This window comes from Synechococcus sp. NB0720_010 (genome assembly GCF_023078835.1).
Classification (GTDB): domain Bacteria; phylum Cyanobacteriota; class Cyanobacteriia; order PCC-6307; family Cyanobiaceae; genus Vulcanococcus.
The window spans coordinates 2,304,737-2,320,763 of the sequence record NZ_CP090898.1 but is presented as its reverse complement, the minus strand read 5'-3'; the positions used below and the strand labels follow the sequence as shown (position 1 = coordinate 2,320,763).

At 61.7% G+C, this 16,027-nt stretch carries 16 protein-coding genes and 1 tRNA gene; 8 read left to right on the top strand and 9 right to left on the bottom strand.

All coding sequences use genetic code 11. From position 1 onward, the window contains the following. Nucleotides 1–5 precede the first annotated feature (5 nt). On the top strand, nucleotides 6–521 hold the full coding sequence (locus LY254_RS12290) for a DoxX family protein (RefSeq protein ID WP_247477509.1): 516 nt from the start codon (nucleotides 6–8) through the stop codon (nucleotides 519–521). On the opposite strand, the gene LY254_RS12285 is transcribed toward LY254_RS12290, so the two are convergent. The 8 genes from LY254_RS12285 to LY254_RS12250 are packed head-to-tail and all read right to left on the bottom strand — an operon-like array spanning nucleotide 518 to nucleotide 10,708. Then, entirely contained in the window at nucleotides 518–2,101 is a 1,584-nt protein-coding gene (locus tag LY254_RS12285; protein WP_247477508.1) for a GMC oxidoreductase, read from the bottom strand. The two genes, LY254_RS12290 and LY254_RS12285, sit on opposite strands and share 4 nt — an antisense overlap. Before the next feature lie 38 nt (nucleotides 2,102–2,139). Beyond that, nucleotides 2,140–4,803 (bottom strand): glucosidase, encoded by a 2,664-nt coding sequence (locus tag LY254_RS12280; protein WP_247479918.1) that lies wholly within the window; start codon nucleotides 4,801–4,803, stop codon nucleotides 2,140–2,142. 38 nt (nucleotides 4,804–4,841) lie between these two features. Beyond that, nucleotides 4,842–6,356 carry a GMC oxidoreductase gene (locus LY254_RS12275; RefSeq protein ID WP_247477506.1) on the bottom strand — a complete coding sequence of 505 codons (1,515 nt, stop codon included), beginning with the start codon at nucleotides 6,354–6,356 and terminating at the stop codon, nucleotides 4,842–4,844. A gap of 10 nt (nucleotides 6,357–6,366) precedes the next feature. Then, nucleotides 6,367–6,945: a heme-copper oxidase subunit III gene (locus tag LY254_RS12270; RefSeq protein ID WP_010315904.1), complete on the bottom strand. Its 579-nt coding sequence runs from the start codon at nucleotides 6,943–6,945 to the stop codon at nucleotides 6,367–6,369. Next, nucleotides 6,942–8,618, bottom strand: a complete 1,677-nt coding sequence (locus LY254_RS12265; RefSeq protein WP_247477504.1) for a cbb3-type cytochrome c oxidase subunit I — start codon at nucleotides 8,616–8,618, stop codon at nucleotides 6,942–6,944. The genes LY254_RS12270 and LY254_RS12265 overlap by 4 nt, the downstream gene beginning before the upstream one ends. An 11-nt stretch (nucleotides 8,619–8,629) precedes the next feature. After that, the gene (locus LY254_RS12260; RefSeq protein WP_247477497.1) at nucleotides 8,630–9,571 is read right to left on the bottom strand and encodes a cytochrome c oxidase subunit II; all 942 of its coding nucleotides are present in this window, start codon (nucleotides 9,569–9,571) and stop codon (nucleotides 8,630–8,632) included. A gap of 1 nt (nucleotide 9,572) precedes the next feature. Beyond that, nucleotides 9,573–10,211: a DUF2231 domain-containing protein gene (locus LY254_RS12255; RefSeq protein ID WP_247477495.1), complete on the bottom strand. Its 639-nt coding sequence runs from the start codon at nucleotides 10,209–10,211 to the stop codon at nucleotides 9,573–9,575. Further along, nucleotides 10,211–10,708: a DUF2231 domain-containing protein gene (locus LY254_RS12250; RefSeq protein WP_247477493.1), complete on the bottom strand. Its 498-nt coding sequence runs from the start codon at nucleotides 10,706–10,708 to the stop codon at nucleotides 10,211–10,213. Before LY254_RS12250 ends, LY254_RS12255 begins: the two co-directional genes overlap by 1 nt. Before the next feature lie 110 nt (nucleotides 10,709–10,818). Between LY254_RS12250 and LY254_RS12245 the strand changes: the two genes are divergently transcribed. The 3 genes from LY254_RS12245 to LY254_RS12235 are packed head-to-tail and all read left to right on the top strand — an operon-like array spanning nucleotide 10,819 to nucleotide 14,086. After that, complete coding sequence (locus tag LY254_RS12245; protein ID WP_247477491.1) at nucleotides 10,819–11,433, top strand: succinate dehydrogenase; 615 nt, start codon at nucleotides 10,819–10,821, stop codon at nucleotides 11,431–11,433. A 5-nt stretch (nucleotides 11,434–11,438) separates the two neighbouring features. Continuing rightward, nucleotides 11,439–13,352 (top strand): fumarate reductase/succinate dehydrogenase flavoprotein subunit, encoded by a 1,914-nt coding sequence (locus tag LY254_RS12240; RefSeq protein WP_247479916.1) that lies wholly within the window; start codon nucleotides 11,439–11,441, stop codon nucleotides 13,350–13,352. Continuing rightward, nucleotides 13,349–14,086 carry a succinate dehydrogenase/fumarate reductase iron-sulfur subunit gene (locus tag LY254_RS12235; RefSeq protein ID WP_247477483.1) on the top strand — a complete coding sequence of 246 codons (738 nt, stop codon included), beginning with the start codon at nucleotides 13,349–13,351 and terminating at the stop codon, nucleotides 14,084–14,086. Before LY254_RS12240 ends, LY254_RS12235 begins: the two co-directional genes overlap by 4 nt. Nucleotides 14,087–14,096: 10 nt before the next feature. Here LY254_RS12235 and LY254_RS12230 read toward each other — a convergent pair. Next, nucleotides 14,097–14,180, bottom strand: a tRNA-Leu gene (locus tag LY254_RS12230). A 43-nt stretch (nucleotides 14,181–14,223) separates the two neighbouring features. On the opposite strand from LY254_RS12230, the gene LY254_RS12225 reads away from it, so the two are divergent. The 4 genes from LY254_RS12225 (at nucleotide 14,224) to LY254_RS12210 (ending at nucleotide 16,026) form a co-directional block, all read left to right on the top strand. Continuing rightward, the gene (locus LY254_RS12225; RefSeq protein ID WP_010315895.1) at nucleotides 14,224–14,475 is read left to right on the top strand and encodes an NAD(P)H-quinone oxidoreductase subunit L; all 252 of its coding nucleotides are present in this window, start codon (nucleotides 14,224–14,226) and stop codon (nucleotides 14,473–14,475) included. After that, nucleotides 14,475–14,813, top strand: a complete 339-nt coding sequence (locus LY254_RS12220; RefSeq protein ID WP_010315894.1) for a DUF3007 family protein — start codon at nucleotides 14,475–14,477, stop codon at nucleotides 14,811–14,813. The genes LY254_RS12225 and LY254_RS12220 overlap by 1 nt, the downstream gene beginning before the upstream one ends. Nucleotides 14,814–14,846: 33 nt before the next feature. Next, nucleotides 14,847–15,659: a tryptophan synthase subunit alpha gene (gene trpA, locus LY254_RS12215; RefSeq protein WP_247477481.1), complete on the top strand. Its 813-nt coding sequence runs from the start codon at nucleotides 14,847–14,849 to the stop codon at nucleotides 15,657–15,659. Between the two features lie 64 nt (nucleotides 15,660–15,723). Then, nucleotides 15,724–16,026: a hypothetical protein gene (locus LY254_RS12210; protein ID WP_247477477.1), complete on the top strand. Its 303-nt coding sequence runs from the start codon at nucleotides 15,724–15,726 to the stop codon at nucleotides 16,024–16,026. The last annotated feature ends 1 nt before the right edge of the window (nucleotide 16,027 follow it).

The following is a 16,027-nucleotide window of genomic DNA, read 5'->3' as shown; positions in this document are numbered from 1 at the left end:
GTGCTGTGGACGTCACTCTTGTGAATTTGCTGGTGCCCGATGCACCCGCAGGTCTGGCCCCTTCGCCTATTGCGGAAGCCTCCTTGCTGGTGCTGCGGGTCTTTACGGGGATCTGCTTCATCCGCCATGGCTGGCCGAAGCTGAAAAACCTGCAGACCTGGTCGCAAATGTTGGGCACCCCGGCCTGGCTCTGCTTTCTCTCAGCCGGATCGATGTGGGCCGGCGGCATCGCGTTGGTGGCCGGAATCCTGACCCCGATTGCGGCCTTTGGAATTCTGGTGTCGATGGCCTACGCCATGGTCCTGGAGATGAAGGGTGGACTGCCCTTCGTTGCCGTTGACCCCTATCTGATTCCAGAAGGGGACTACGCCGGCCCCCTTGGGGTGGGCGAGCCCCCCAGCTGGGAGAAAGCGGCGATGTATGTCGTGATGTGTGTTGTCTTGATCGGTTGCGGCGGCGGCTTCTTCTCGCTGGATCACGCCATTACCGAGCAGGTGCTCCAGACCGGCCTCACCCTCTAGGTCCTCAGGCGAGCCGTCAGGTGCTCGCCCACACGAATGGCATTGGCGATGGCGGTGAGGGATGGATTCACCGCCCCAATGCTGGGGAAGAAGCTGGTATCGACGACATACAGGTTGTCGAGCTCATGGGCCTTGCAATTGACATCGAGCACCGAGCTCGCCGGATCCGTGCCAAACCGGCAGGTCCCAGCCTGGTGACCCACGGCCGCGATGCCCATGGCATTTTTGATGTACACCTGACGCTCCACCAGGTGTTTCTTCAAGTAGAGCTTGTCGAGGATTCCCTGAAGGCGACCCCAGAGCCGATCCGCTGAGGTCTGGTTATTGACCTTGTAGTTCAGGTGAATGTGCCCCCCCGCATCAATCGTCACCCTGTTATTTGGATCCGGCAGATCCTCCGTTGACACCCAAAAGTCGAGGGCGTGTTCGGCGATTTTGTCCATGGTCCAGCCCGGAACCAGGAAGGTCTCCAGCGGGGCGTAGCCCTTCATGATCGCGCCGCGGGTCTTACCCGTCATTTGAATATTGCCCATCGGGTAGTCGTAATCGGCATCGCCGAAATACCAGTCATTGATTGAGATGGTCTTCTGGAAGACCGTTGGATTGGGCTCGTGGGACAGGGCAACGGCGGCCTTGCTGTTGTGGAACATGTAGTTCCGGCCCACCTGATCGGAGCCATTGGCCAATCCGCGGGGATGACGATCGTTGGCCGACATCAACAGCAAGCGGGCGCTATTCGCCGCACCGCAACTGACGACCACAACATTGGCCTTGTAGCTGAGCTGTTCCCCATCGCGTTCCACCTCAATGGAGGTGACGGCACTCCCCTCTGGATTGGTCACCAGGCGCTTCACCTCAGCGCGGGTCAAGAGGGAGACATTTCCGCTTTCCTTGAGCGCCGGTCTGACACCACAGACCTCGGCATCACCTTTGGCATGCACCAGACAGGGGAAGCCATCACAGTTGTTGCAGCGCCTACAGCGGCTGATCTCCATATTGGCTTCATTCAGCATCACGCCACTGGGGGCATGAAAGGGGTTCAATCCGGCCGAGCGCAGATCATCGGCAAGCTGTTGAATCCGCGGTTCGTGGGAAATCGGCGGATGGGGATAGGGCGCTGAACTTGGGGGGTCGGTGGGGTCCTCACCGCGAAGTCCATGGACGTGATACATCTCCTCGGCCTTTTGGTAAAAAGGCTCGAAGTCGCTGTAGCGCAGGGGCCACGCCGGGGAGACGCCGTCGCGGTGTTCCAGCTCCTCAAAGTCCCGCTGCCGCAGACGGAAATGGTGGGCGCCATACATCTTGGTGGCACCACCGACGAAGTAATGACTTCCTGGCTGGAACGGCTGGCCCTTGCCGTCGTACCAGATGTCTTTGGAGACGTATCGACCCTTCTGAAAAACAGCTTCGGCATCCCAATTCTCCGGTTCCTGGGGCAACCAATCCCCGCGCTCCAGGATCAAGATGCGCAGACCCGTCGGCGCGAGAACCCGCGCCAAGGTGCCGCCACCAGCACCACTGCCAATGATCACCAGATCGAAGTCCTGACGATCGGGCTTCTGCAGTTGTGCCTCGAACACTGGATCAACCAGCCACTACCCGCAAACTAGAAACGGGCTCAATGGCTGTCCGCTGATTGTGATGAAGGGGCGCCTGGCGCTGGATAGCGGCTGAGCTGATTGATCATCTTGCAGACCATCGCCGTCCAACCGGTTTGGTGACTCGCCCCGACCCCCCGGCCGTTGTCGCCGTGGAAATACTCGTTGAACAGCATCAGATCCCGCCAATGGGGATCGTTCTGAAACAGCTCCACATCGCCCAAGAAGGGCCGCTGACCGGAGGCATCACGGCGAAACAAATTGACCAAACGATGCTGCAGTTGCAGCGAGACATCCCAAAGATTCATCCAGCAGCCAGAGCCGGTGGGGAACTCCACCTTGAAGTCAGCGCCGTAGTAGTGGCCAAACTTCTGCAGGGACTCAATCAAGAGAAAGTTGATTGGGATCCAAACGGGACCGCGCCAGTTGGAGTTACCACCAAACATCGCCACCGGGCTATCGGCTGGGCTGTAGGCCAAGGTTTGGGTCTCACTCCCCTCGGTAAAGCTGTAGGGCTGGTCTTCGTAGACCTTCGAGAGGGCGCGAATGCCGTAGGGCGAGAGAAACTCTGATTCGTCAAAGAGCCGCTCGCAGATGCGGCGGAGCCGCTGCTCCGGCACCAGGGCAAACAGCAGGCGGTCATGGCGCCATTGCCCGAAGTGATCCAACAACCAATCTGGGCTGGTGCGTTCATGCAAAAACCAGCTCAAGCTCTGGGTGACATCAAGAACAGGCAGCCGTTTGATCGTCTCAACGTCAAAGCTGGCCACAGCCAACAGTGGAATCAGGCCAGAGACCGAGCGGGTCCGCAGGTATTCCGTCGATCCATCCGGTCGTTTGATGACGTCGTAATAGAAGCCGTCCTGCTCATCCCAATTCAGGTAGCCGCGATTGCCGGGCAGGTTCAGCGTCAGGGCCAGCTGAACAAAGTCGTAGACAAACCGCTCCGCGATATCGGCGTACTCGGGTTCCGTGCGCGTCAATTCCACACTGATATTGAGCAGGTTCAGGCTCAAGGAGGCCATCCAGGCGGTCCCGTCGCACTGCTCAATGCGGCTGCCATCGGCCAAGGGGTAACGGCGATCAAACACCGCGATGTTGTCGAGACCGAGGAAGCCCCCCTCAAAGAGGTTGTCCCCCCCCCGGTCATTACGGTTCGCCCACCAGCCGTATTCCAGGATCAACTTCCGCAGGGCCGCATGCAGAAAGCCCAGATCGCCCTCGTCGTTCTGCTTGCGCTCGATCTGAAAAATGCGCATCGCCGCCCAGGCGCCAATCGGCGGGTTGGGATCAGAAAGGGCCCACTCGTAGGCAGGGGTTTGCGCATTCGGCGCCGTGTAGTGGGGCGTCCGCAGAACCATCGCCTGTTGCTTGGCCGTCGCCGGATCGATCACCGCAAAGGCGACCGCATGGAACATCAGGTCCCATTGGCAGAAGTAGGGGTACTCCCAGGCATCGGGCATCGAAATCACGTCGTGGGCATGCAGCCGCTGCCATTCCGCGTTGTCCGTCGCCCAGCGCTGGGGGGGTGGCACCGGGGAGGTCGGATCGCCGTCCAGCCAGCGCAGAACACTCCAGCCGTAGTACTTCTTGCACCACAGCAAACCCGCCGCGGCGCTGCTGTGGATTAAACGGTCCTCCTTGGAGAGGTTGGGAACACGCTCGGCGAAGAACTCGTTCCATTCCCGCTCCCTTTGCACAAACAGGGCATCGGTCTCAGGACCAAAGGCCTCATTCCCACTGGTCTCGTCCTGGGCCATCAGGCGCAGGTCCACCTGCCATTCCTCGCCAGGTTGCAGGGTGCGCTGCAGGAGGCGAGCAGCCTTGGTCCCACTCTGCTGGGGGTTGATCGCTCCCTGCTCGGACTCGATCAAATAGCGGTGGAAGCCATCTTTTTGATAGGGCCGCGTATTGGGCTGTTGGTAGAGGCGTTCGGTGTTGGTTTCGTTGTCGGTAAAAATCCAACGCCCCTCATTGCGGCAGTGGAGTTCGTAAGCGCCCAAGCCACCGCCCACCTGGGCCTGCAGGACATCACCCTTGAGAGCCATCGGCTGCTCCTGCTCATCCGGATAGGCCCAGCTCCAGGTGTTGCGTAACCAGAGGGTGGGCAGCAGGGTCAACGGAGCCGCCTGATCACCGCGGTTGATCACCCTCAGGCGAATCGCCAGGTCGCGGGGGGAGCGCTTGGCGTACTCGATAAAGACATCGAAATAGCGGCTCTCGTTAAAGATGCCGGTGTCGACCAGTTCGTACTCGGGTTCATCGCGACTGCGCCGGCCGTTCTCAGCGATCAGGTCTTCGTAGGGGAAGCGCTGCTGCGGGTACTTGTAGAGCCCACGCATGAAGCTGTGGGTCGGCGTATTGGCGAGGTGGAAGTAGTAGTCCTTGAGATCCTCGCCGTGGTTCCCCTCGCCGTTGGCCAAGCCAAAGGGGCGCTCCTTGAGGATTGGATCCTGACCATTCCAAAGGGCCAGCGAAAAGCAGAGGCGACATTCCGAATCGCAGATCCCCAGCAGACCGTCCTCTCCCCAGCGATAGACCCGTGAACGGGCATGGTCATGGGGAAAGGAGGTCCAAGCGTTGCCATCGGCGGAGTAGTCCTCTCGAACCGTCCCCCATTGGCGCTCCGGCAAATAGCTGCCCCAAAGCGACCAGGGCACCTGGTCCTGGTCCCGTTCCGCCATCCGGCGGAGTTCAGAGGTCACCTGGCTCGAGCCGCTGGTCACAGCACACCCAACACCTGATCGCCAATCCGCAGGGCGTTGGCAATCACCGTCAGCCCTATGCCCACGGCAGGACAGCTGGGGAAGACGCTGGCATCGGCGACATAGAGGTTGGCCAGCTCATGGCTCCGCCCCTGGAGATCCACCACCGAGGTCGCCGGATTGGAGCCCATGCGGCAGGTGCCGCAGACACTGCCCATCACCGTCAGCGGAGCCTCACCGCGGGGGTGCGTTGGAGCGGGCTTCACCACATGACAGAGGGGATCGTTCTCCACCTTCTTCAAGGTGTCGATCCAGCGATAGACCAAGCGGTCATGGGCCTCGCGATTGTTCGGGAGGTAGTGAATCTGGAGATGATTCCCCCGCAGGGTCACCCGGTTATGGGCGTCGGGCAGGACCGGGCTCATCGCCCACCAGGTCACCGATCGCGCAGCCAGTTGCTCCAGGCCAAAGTTGGGCATCAACTTGGTCACCAGGGAGAGAACCGGTGGGGATTCCGCAAACAGGGCGTCCTGCAGAACACCACCGCCACTGGCAATCGAGCCCAGGGGGAAGCTGACATTGCTGTCGCCCCAGAGGTAATCCGTGATGCCCAGGCTGCGGCCATAGCGACCGGAATTGGCCGCCGCCGCCAGCTGAATGATCGACGTCAGCTGGGGCTTCATCAGATTGCGGCCCACCTGATCAGAGCCATTGGCGAGTCCGCGGCTGTGATGCTCGGTCGCCGAGCGCAGCAGGATCGCAGCACTGTTGATGGCGCCGGCGGCCAGAACCACCAGATCGCCACTGAACAACCAGGCGTGACCGTCAACCTCCGCCTCGACAGCACGCACCTCATTGCCACTGGGGTTGACGTGTAGGCGACGCACCTTGACCCGATCACGGATGCTGACATTGCTGGCCTGTTTCGCCAGATCCACGCCGAACAACTCCGCATCACCCGTGGGGTCTTCAGCGGATTCCGACCAGCTCAGCGGCAAGGCATAGGGGTGGGTCCCCTGGCGCTCCAGCGCTGCCCTGAGCTCAGCCACCCAGGGCTCAAAGGACCTCGGGCGATGGCCATAGGGCCCAGTGCGCCCAGGCTCAGTCGGGTCGACACCGGCTTCGCCGTGGACCCGATAGAGCGCTTCGGCACGGTCGTAGTACGGGGCGAAATCCTCGTAGCTCAGCTCCCAATTCGGAGCCGTCCCCTCCTGCAGAGGGAGCCCGCCAAACTCACGCTCACGCATGCGCTCGAGAACGCCGCCCCAGATCTTGCTGTTGCCACCCAAGGCATAGATCGTCTGGGGCGAGAAGGGGTCCCCATCGGTCCCGAACCACTGCTCGCCAGGGTGGTAGCGGTCCTTGCGGAACAAGTCGACGTCCGCGACGTTCTGATCCGCCAGGGGCATCACCCCACCGCGCTCCAGCAGCAGGATGCGCTTGCCCGAGGCCGCCAACTGTCCAGCGATCGTCCCGCCAGCAGCACCGCTGCCGATCACGATGACGTCGTAGTGAATGTCGTCAATGATCATGGTTCTTGGGCTACTGCCAGACGTAGATCAGCAAAAAGAGGATGATCCAGATGACATCCACGAAGTGCCAGAACAAGGACGTGGCCTGAACTCCCTGTTCCCCGCCGCTGTAATTGCCAGGGATAAACGACTTCACCAACATCAATCCCATCAACAGGATTCCCGTCGCCACATGGAGGCCGTGAAAACCGGTCAGGAGATAGAACGTGCCGCCAAAGGTTCCCGAGGTGAAGCCAAACTTCAGGCCGCCCCATTCCACGGCTTGCCCAAAGAGGAAGTAGGCCCCCATGGCCATGCTCAGCAGCCAGAACCCCCGGAAGAGGGCCATGTTCTCTTTGGCCTTGAAGTGCTCAGCCAGGGCGATCGTCCCGGAACTGGACACCAGGACCACGGTGTTCACCAGCGGCATCTTCCACTCCAACCCCTCCACACCAGGGGGAAGCCAGTCGAGGGCTGAGGTCTTCAGCAGGGCATAGCCGCTGAAAAAGGCCAGAAAGATGACGCTTTCTGAGCACAGAAAAATGATGAAGCCGGTGAGGTTGTGCTTGGGATGCAGCTCCAACTCAGCCTGAGGGGTCGTCGTCGTCATTGCGCCGCCTCCTGCAGCACCAAGGCACGCTCCAGCTCAGCCTGGTGTTCCACCAGCGGTTCGCCGCTGCCATAGCCGTAGGGACGCGCAATCACAGTGGGGACCTCCTCCCCAAAGTTGTCCTCCGGCGGCGGAGAGGGCAACAACCACTCCAGTCCGATGGCATTCCAGGGGTTATGGGTGGCCTTGGGACCCCGGATCCAGGAGCTCACCATATTGAGCAGGAAGGGAATGATCGAAACCCCCAGCAGGAAGGCGCCCAGGCTGGCGATCACGTTCCAGAAGGTGAATTCAGGGTCGTAGCTCGACACCCGCCGCGGCATGCCCATCAGCCCCAGGGGATGCATCGGCAGAAAATTCAGATTCGCCCCCACAAAGGTGAGCAGGCAGTGCAGTTTGCCGAGGCCTTCGTAGGGCATGCGCCCGGTGAACTTCGGGAACCAGTGGTAGATCGCCGCAAAGATCCCCATCACCGCGGCCCCGTAGATCACGTAATGGAAATGACCGACGACGAAGTAGGTGTTCGAGACGTGAATATCGATCGGCACCGTGGCCAGCATGATGCCGGTGATGCCAGCAAAGACAAAGTTAAAGAGGCCCCCCAGGCAAAACAGCATCGGGGTCGTCAGGCGTAACTTCCCGCCCCAAAGGGTGCCCAGCCAGGCAAAGACCTTCACCCCCGTTGGCACGGCAATCAACATGGTGGTGACCATGAACAGATTGCGCATCCACTGCGCCACACCACTGGTGAAGAAGTGGTGAACCCAAACAATCAAGCCCAGGCCAACAATGATGAAGGAGGCAAAGGCGACGTAGAGGTAACCAAAGAGTGGCTTCCTGGAATACACCGGAAACAGCTCTGAGAAGACCCCAAAGACCGGCAGGATGATCACATAGACCGCCGGATGGGAATAGAACCAGAAAAAGTGCTGATAGAGCACCGGATCACCACCACCCTCGGCCCGGTAAAAGCTGGTGCCGAAGTTCAGGTCCATCAACAGCATGATCGCCCCACCGGTCAGTGCAGGCAGGCCAATCAACTGCAGGGACTGGGCCGCAAAGGCGGTCCAACAAAACACAGGCATCCGGGTCAGGGTCATCCCCGGGGCCCGCATGCGCAGGATTGTCGTCACAAAGTTGATCGCACCCATGATCGAGGACACCCCCGATAGGGCCACAGCCGTAATCCAGAGGCCCTCGCCATTGAAGAGGTGTCCCGCCGGGTTCTGAAGACTGACGGGCGGATAACTCCACCAGCCGGCGTAGGCCGGACCACCTGGGACAAAAAAGCTGGCGATCAAAATCGATCCAAAGATCGGAACCAACCAGAAGGCCACCGCATTCAGACGCGGGAAGGCCATGTCGGGCGCACCGATCATGGTTGGAATCAACAGATTATTGAGACCGTTGAGGACCGGAAAGATGAACAGGAACAACATGATTGTTCCGTGCATCGTGTAGATGCCGTTGTAGACCGAGCGATCAACCAGATCGGCGGCAGGTGTAATCAGCTCCCCGCGGATGACCATGGCCAGCAGGCCACCGATCAAGAAGAAGAAGAAGGCCGTAACGATGTACTGGATGCCAATGACCTTGGCGTCCGTGCAAAAGCCGAAGTAGCGCTTCCAGCTGCTCTGCGGTGGCGGTTCAGGGGGAAAGGTGGCGATGGTCATCGGCTCAGGTCTCAGGCGTCATGGGGCTGATTGGGGTCTCCAGGGACATTCACCTGAGGGGGCGGAGCGGGAGGGACGGTCGCCCAGCCCGGGTTGGGCTTGGTCTGACGGATGGCGAACTCATCCACGGCAAGGCTCAGGCCCGGCTGCAGCGGTTGGCGCGCGGCCTGCTCGAGCCACTGCTGATGGGCCTGGGAGTTCTCCACCACCACATCGACCTGATTCGCGGCATGCCAGGTGCCACTGAACTGGGCATCCCGCAGGCGGTAGATCCCCTCGCGCGTTGGCGTGAGATTCAGATCAATCGCCCGGCCTGGAACCACGTCCTGTTTGATGCGGAAGGCGGGGATAAACAAGCTGTGGAGCACGTCCTCGGAGACCAACCGCAAACTCACCGGTTGATCCAGCTCCAGGTGCAGTTCCGTGGAGGAGACATTGCTGCCTGGATAGCGAAACTCCCAAGACCATTGGCGGGCAATCACCTCCACCTGTTCGGCCGGCAAGCGATCACCGGGATAGCCCCCAACCTCTTCTGTGGAATTGCGCAGATGGATGTGCTCCATCGGACCCAACATCCCCAACTTGTCGCTGGCGCGAATCGTCCAGAAGGCAATCGCCATCACCAACACAAAGGGAATAGCGGTCCAGATGACCTCCAACTTCGTGTTGCCTTCAATCGGGAAGGCGTCGCTGTCGTCGTACTTCTCGGCGCGGTTGAAGAGCACCACCCAGACCATCACCGAGACCACGCCAAAGAAGACGAGGGTGCCGATGGCGGTCTCCAAGCTGAACAGGTCATCCACCAACGGCGCCGCCGTTGAGGCCTGAACAGGAAGCCAATGGTGGGACTGCTGACCCATCCAGACGCTGAGGGCCAGGAGCAGAACAACCCAAACCAACCAGGCCAACAGAGCGGGCCGGGAGAGGCTGGGGCGGGGGGCGCTATTGCTCATCTCAGGGCAGGGCGGCGTGAAGGTCAGCGCCGGCCTGCAGCAACTGGTCAGCCGCGATGTGCACACCGAATTCAGCCGCCAACTGGGCGCCGAGGGTCCCGTGCAAACCCAGCAGCGCAAACATGCCGAGGCCGACCAGCAGGTAGAGCCACTGCACCTGCCGCCCCATGTCGCGCCGCCAGAGATAGCGCTGGAAACCACGCCAAACGGTCATGGCCGTAATCACCGTGAGCAGCAGCACGCCGCCCACGCCATGCCAGAGCATCGTGGTCATGCTGCCGAGCCCAAAGGTGCTCACAACACCCGGCAGCGGGACGGCGGTGAGCATTTCGTAGAAGCCACTGGCGACGGTGAAAAAAGTCACCAGGCAGCAGGCCAGCAGGTTGTACCAACCGACGTCGTGAAAGCCCCCGCGGGTAATCGGAAGGGCCAAAAAGCGAAAGACCCGTTTTTCCAGGGGGTACAGAGCACCCACCACATCAAAGGCAATCGCAATCACAAACAAACCGATGGTGAGGTGCACCAAATTCGGATGAATGGGCAGGGCATAGGGCAAGCCATTCGGCCCTAACTCCCCCGCGATTTGATCAATGGGAGTGGCCTCTGGGCTGTAGGCCAAGGCCATCGCCTGAACGAGCATCAGATCAGCCCCTCCCGGGTGGCCGCCACCACCTTCACGGTGTGCAGGCCATAGGTCCAGATCAGCTTGTCGCCCAAGACCACTTGAACCATGATCAAGGCACTGACCAAGGCCCCAGCGCCGAGAAAGGAGAGGGGCAGCGCCTCAGGATCACGGCTGCGCAGCACATAGCGCCAGCCCGTCAACAGCGACAACACACCGGCCAGGGACCAGCCAATCGTGGTGTGAATATCAAGGATGTTGCGCGCTGCGCCATAGGGCGAGGCCAAACCGGCCTCCACCTGACCAAAAATGATCGCAACGAAGATCGCGCCCGTCGCGAATAACAAATTCCAGAAACTGGCTTCAAACAGCGCCGGGCGGCGCCAGATCACCCCGATCAGATCGAACACGAACCCGATCAGGGCCATGGCGATCACGAAATGCACCACGATTGGATGAATCGTGTCCATCCAAGGGAGGTTGTGATCGTTGAGCGGCGGCAGCAGCTCAAGCATGAAGAACGGGCCAGGGCTCAACAGTGATCAGCCTGGCCACGGCTTTTCAAACTGTCAGCCGATTTGTCATGAAGCGGAGGCGACCTGCCTAGCGTTCAAGGCAGCAACCGATGGCCATGGTCCGCCGCGTGCTCCTAGCAGGCTCCGGCCTGATGCTGATGGCGTTCCTTGTGCTTCATCTCATCGGCGTCGCCATTGCTCCTCTCGCGCCACTGCAGTTCGAGAACTACGCCAGCGCCCTGCATCAGAGCTGGTGGCTGCCTGTCGTTGAGGGACTGCTGCTACTCGCGGCCGGCCTGCACGTCAGCATCAGCCTGGGCAAAACTCTCAGCAACTGGAGAGCGGGAAACCATGCTCAGCTCCAGAGTCGACGTGGCGATCGTCTTGGCAGCTGGAGCGCCCGCTTGCAACCCCTCGGCGGTCTCACCCTGCTGCTCTTCATCGCTGTCCACCTCAAACAGCTACGACTACCGCGACCAGCCCCTGGCCTCGAGCTCCTGCACTTGAGCGCAAGCCTCCAGTCCCCCATCACCCTGACCCTCTACGGACTGGCCTGCCTTGCCCTCGGACTGCATGTCGTCCAGGGCGGTGAGTCGGCACAGCGCAGCTTGGGAGTCCTCAGTCCAGAGAACGCTGGGATCATCCGCAGCACGGCCCGCGCAGTGGGATTGATTCTTGGCCTGGGCTTCGCCGGTTCCGCCGGCTGGTTGGCCTTGCAGGGATGACGCCGATGAACGCCCTCAATCCTCGAATTCCCTCGGGTCCGGTTCGTGATGCCTGGACAAGAACCAAGGAAGAGCTGCCCCTGATCAGCCCGCTGCGCAAGCGAGAGCTGACGATCCTGGTTGTTGGAACGGGCTTAGCTGGATCCTCGGCCGCAGCAACCCTGGCTGAGCAGGGTTACCGCGTGAAGGTGATCACCTTTCACGACAGTCCCCGCCGTGCCCACTCGGTCGCTGCCCAGGGCGGGATCAACGCCGCCCGGCCGGTTGCCGTTGACGGCGACAGCATCAGCCGACTCTTCAGGGACACCGTCCGCGGCGGCGACTTCCGCGCCCGCGAAGCGGGCTGTCACCGCCTCGCTGAAATCAGCAGCGCGATCATTGATCAATGCGTGGCCCAGGGGGTGCCCTTTGCCCGCGAGTACGGCGGCACCTTGGCCACCCGCAACTTCGGCGGCTCCCTGGTGAGCCGCACTTTTTATGCCCGTGGGCAGACCGGTCAGCAGCTGCTCTACGGCGCCTACCAGGCCCTGATGCGCCAGGTGCAACTCGGGCGGGTGGAACTGCTACCCCGGCGGGATCTGCTTGAGCTGATTCGCGTCGACGGGGTCGCCCGAGGGGTGATCTGCCGCAATCTGCTCAGTGGAGCCCTGGAAACCCACACGGGCCATGCGGTGGTGCTCGCCACCGGTGGCTACAGCAACGTCTACTTCCTCTCCACCAATGCCCTGAAATCCAACGCCAGTGCGATCTGGCGGGCCCATGAACAGGGGGCCCTCTTTGCCAATCCCTGCTTCACACAGATCCACCCCACCTGCATCCCCAGCGGCGATCCCTACCAGAGCAAGCTCACGCTCATGAGCGAGAGCCTGCGCAACGATGGCCGCGTCTGGCTGCCGCAACGCCGCCAGGACAGCCGTGATCCAGAGACCATTCCTGAGACCGAGCGGGACTATTTCCTCGAGCGCCAATACCCCAGCTACGGGAACATGGTCCCGAGGGATGTGGCATCCCGCAGGGCACGGGAGCTCTGCAATGAAGGCCAAGGTGTGGGCCCAGCCGGTCGCTCGATCTACCTGGATCTTCGCGATGCCATCCGAGAGAGCGGCCGCGATGTCATCGAGAAGCGCTACGGCAACCTTCTGGAGATGTATGAGCGGATTAGCGGCGAAGACCCGTACGCCAAGCCGCTCAAGATCTACCCCGCACCGCACTACACGATGGGCGGGCTTTGGGTTGACTACCACCTGATGAGCTCCATTCCTGGGCTCTTCGTGCTCGGGGAAGCCAACTTCTCTGAACATGGGGCCAACCGCCTTGGCGCCAGCGCCCTGATGCAAGGCCTCGCAGACGGCTACTTCATCGCACCAGCCACCGTCACCGCATGGCTGGCGAGTCACAGCGGACCGCTGGTCACGCAAGACCATTCGGCCTGCCGGGAAGCCCTGGCGGCTGCCCAGACACGAATTGCCCGCCTGGTCGCCACGAAAGGTGACACCCCAGTCGATCAATTCCACCGTCAGTTGGGCCTGACGATGATCGAGCGCTGCGGCATCAGCCGTGATGCCGCTGGACTGAGCCAGGGACTCCAGGAGGTCCGTGAACTCGAGCAGGACTTCCACGCGCGGGTTCGCATTCCAGGCGGCGCCGAGGGACCCAATCTCGAATTGGAAAAAGGGCTTCGGTTAAGCGACTTCTTTGGCTTAGCCCAGTTGATGCTCCGGGACGCCCTGGCCCGCGAGGAATCCTGCGGGGCCCACTTCCGCGAGGAGCACCAAACCCCAGAGGGTGAAGCCCAGAGAGATGACGAGCACTTCGCCCACATCGCCGCCTGGGAGTACCAAGACGGTGCCGACCCCTTACGTCACAGCGAACCTCTGCAGTTCACAGCCCTGCAACCCAGCACCCGCAGCTACCGATGACGCCCACCCTCTCTCTCACGCTGAGGATCTGGCGCCAGGAGCACCAGCAGACCAAGGGCACCTTCCAGACCTACACGCTCAAAGGCCTCAGCCCCGACCTTTCTTTGCTGGAGGTGCTGGATCAGTTGAACGATCAGCTCATTCGCAGCGATGAGCGCCCGATCTACTTCGAGCACGACTGCAGGGAAGGGATCTGCGGCAGTTGCGGATTCCTCGTCAATGGCCAGGCCCATGGCTCCCAGCGGGCGACGACTGTTTGCCAGCTCTACGTGAGGGAGTTCCAGGACGGAGAAACCGTGACCTTGGAACCCTGGCGCGCTGCGGCCTTCCCTCTCATTCAAGATCTGGCGGTTGAACGCTCAGCCTTGGACCGGATCATTGCCGGCGGCGGCTACTGCTCGATCAACACCGGGCAAGCACCCGATGGGAACGCGATGTTGATCGGACAGGAGCAGGCTCTCTCCGCCTTTGAAACAGCAACCTGTATCGGCTGTGGCGCCTGCGTTGCCAGTTGCCGCAATGCCTCGGCGAGCCTCTTCACCGCCGCCAAGTTGGCGCACCTCGGCCAGCTTCCCCAGGGACAACCCGAACGGCGCTCACGGGCGCGTTCGATGCAGGCCGCGATGGAGCAGGAAGGATTCGGGAGTTGCAGCAGCAATCTCGAATGCGAAGCCGTCTGCCCGAAAGAGATTTCCGCGGACTGGATCAGCTGGATGAACGGCGAAGCTCGCTAAGAGCAGTCAGTGGGACCAGAGGGACTTGAACCCTCACAACGTTGCCGTCTGCGGATTTTAAGTCCGCTGCGTCTACCAATTCCGCCATGGTCCCGGCGCAGACCATCTTAGATTTGGCGGGACGTTGCACCATCGCCGTGCCGCTGCCCGGGTTCCTCAGTTCCCTCACCAGTGAGACCCTGCTGGTGCTGGCCGCCTACGGGGCACTCGCCGGTGCCTACCTGGTGGCAGTCCCCCTGGCTCTGATGGCTTGGATGACCAAGCGCTGGACCGTGATGGGCAAGATCGAGCGCACGGCGGTCTATGGACTGGTCTTCCTGTTCTTCCCCGGACTGATCGTCTTCGCCCCCTTCGTGAATCTGCGTCTGCAGGGCCAGGGCAACACTTAATGGGATCCGGCATCACACGCGGCAAGGCGCTTCTGGCCGGCCTGGCCATCTTTGGCATCGGCGGCATCGGTTACTGGGGCTTCCAAGCCGCTGGCTTTGAAGGGTTTAGTGCGGGCATTGCCGCCCAGGCCCTACTGGTGGTCATCGTCCTGGTCTGGACGGGCTCTTACTTGTTCCGGGTCGTGACCGGAAACATGACCTACATGGAGCAGCGCCGCCGCTACCGCTCGGGTTACGACGCTGCCACCGACGAAGAGCTGCAGAAGCGTTTTGACGCCCTCAGCCCCGAAGAGCAAGAGAAGCTCATGCGGGAACTCGCCCAGGACAGCGAAGGCTGAGGCCATAGGCTCAGCTGCAGATCTCACGCTGCCGTGACCACCAGCACCCCGATCCAGCAGCGTTTTCAGAAGCTCAAGACCGAGGGCCGCTGCGCCTTGATGCCATTCCTGATGGCCGGCGATCCGGATCTGGAGCAGACCCGCTCGACCCTCTTGGCCCTGGAGGCCGGCGGGGCCGACATGATCGAACTGGGGATTCCCTACAGCGATCCGCTGGCCGATGGTCCGGTGATCCAAGCCGCGGCCAGCCGAGCACTGGGCAGCGGGACCACCCCTGGTCGGGTGCTGGAGATGCTCCGCAGCCTCAAGGGCGAGCTCACCATCCCGGTGATCCTCTTCACCTACAGCAACCCCTTGCTGAACCGCGGCATGGAGACCTTCTGCCGCGATGCCGCAGCGGCGGGTGCCGCCGGCCTGGTGGTGCCTGATCTCCCCCTGGAAGAAGCAGAAAAGCTGTCGGCCATTGCCGAAGCGGCAGGGCTGGATCTCGTGCTGCTGGTGGCGCCCACCACCCCGAGCGATCGCATGGCCCGCATCGCCCAGGCCAGCCGCGGCTTCACCTACCTGGTCAGCGTCACCGGGGTCACCGGTGTCCGCACCACCCTGGAAAACCGGGTCGCCACCCTGGTGCATCAACTCAAAGGAATGGGGCCAACCCCAGTCGCCGTTGGCTTTGGCATCTCCGGCCCCGAGCAGGCGCGCCAAGTTCGTGATTGGGGCGCCGATGGCGCCATCGTCGGCAGCGCCCTGGTCAAGGTCATGGCTGAAAGCCACAGCCAGCAGGGGGACATTGCTGCTGCTGCGGGTCAGTTCTGCGGCCAACTGCGCCAGGCCCTCGACAACTAAGCGGCCAGCCCTCGATCCGCACGGCAGAATCAGCGCAGTTCGCCCCTGCGAGGGACCGTTTTCAATGGCGCTGCGCAACCGCCTCTCCCGTGGACTCCTTGGCGCCGCGCTGCTGGTCGCCCCCAGCGCCGCCCAGGCCGGCTGGAGTGAGTACACCTCCAACATCTCTGAGGTGGATGCCTGCAATCAGGCCCAGTACCTGATGCCCGAACAGGCCGTTCCTCAGCAATACGTGCTCAAAGTCAAGGACGGCAACTTCCGTTGCAAGGTGCGCTGGAGCGACAAAGCCGGCGCCGAACCCAGCAACCTGCCGGTGCTGCTGCCCGCCAAAATTCGCCAGCCGATCTTCGCCAGTGGCTGGCTGTAAC

Coding starts and splice junctions, on each gene's coding strand:
- LY254_RS12210 (WP_247477477.1), top strand. CDS start 15,724: ATGGCGCTGCGCAACCGCCTCTCCCGTGGACTCCTTGGCGCCGCGCTG.
- LY254_RS12240 (WP_247479916.1), top strand. CDS start 11,439: ATGAACGCCCTCAATCCTCGAATTCCCTCGGGTCCGGTTCGTGATGCC.
- LY254_RS12275 (WP_247477506.1), bottom strand. CDS start 6,356: ATGATCATTGACGACATTCACTACGACGTCATCGTGATCGGCAGCGGT.
- LY254_RS12255 (WP_247477495.1), bottom strand. CDS start 10,211: ATGCTCGTTCAGGCGATGGCCTTGGCCTACAGCCCAGAGGCCACTCCC.
- LY254_RS12280 (WP_247479918.1), bottom strand. CDS start 4,803: ATGGCGGAACGGGACCAGGACCAGGTGCCCTGGTCGCTTTGGGGCAGC.
- LY254_RS12270 (WP_010315904.1), bottom strand. CDS start 6,945: ATGACGACGACGACCCCTCAGGCTGAGTTGGAGCTGCATCCCAAGCAC.
- LY254_RS12260 (WP_247477497.1), bottom strand. CDS start 9,571: ATGAGCAATAGCGCCCCCCGCCCCAGCCTCTCCCGGCCCGCTCTGTTG.
- LY254_RS12250 (WP_247477493.1), bottom strand. CDS start 10,708: ATGCTTGAGCTGCTGCCGCCGCTCAACGATCACAACCTCCCTTGGATG.
- LY254_RS12235 (WP_247477483.1), top strand. CDS start 13,349: ATGACGCCCACCCTCTCTCTCACGCTGAGGATCTGGCGCCAGGAGCAC.
- LY254_RS12220 (WP_010315894.1), top strand. CDS start 14,475: ATGGGATCCGGCATCACACGCGGCAAGGCGCTTCTGGCCGGCCTGGCC.
- LY254_RS12265 (WP_247477504.1), bottom strand. CDS start 8,618: ATGACCATCGCCACCTTTCCCCCTGAACCGCCACCGCAGAGCAGCTGG.
- LY254_RS12245 (WP_247477491.1), top strand. CDS start 10,819: ATGGCCATGGTCCGCCGCGTGCTCCTAGCAGGCTCCGGCCTGATGCTG.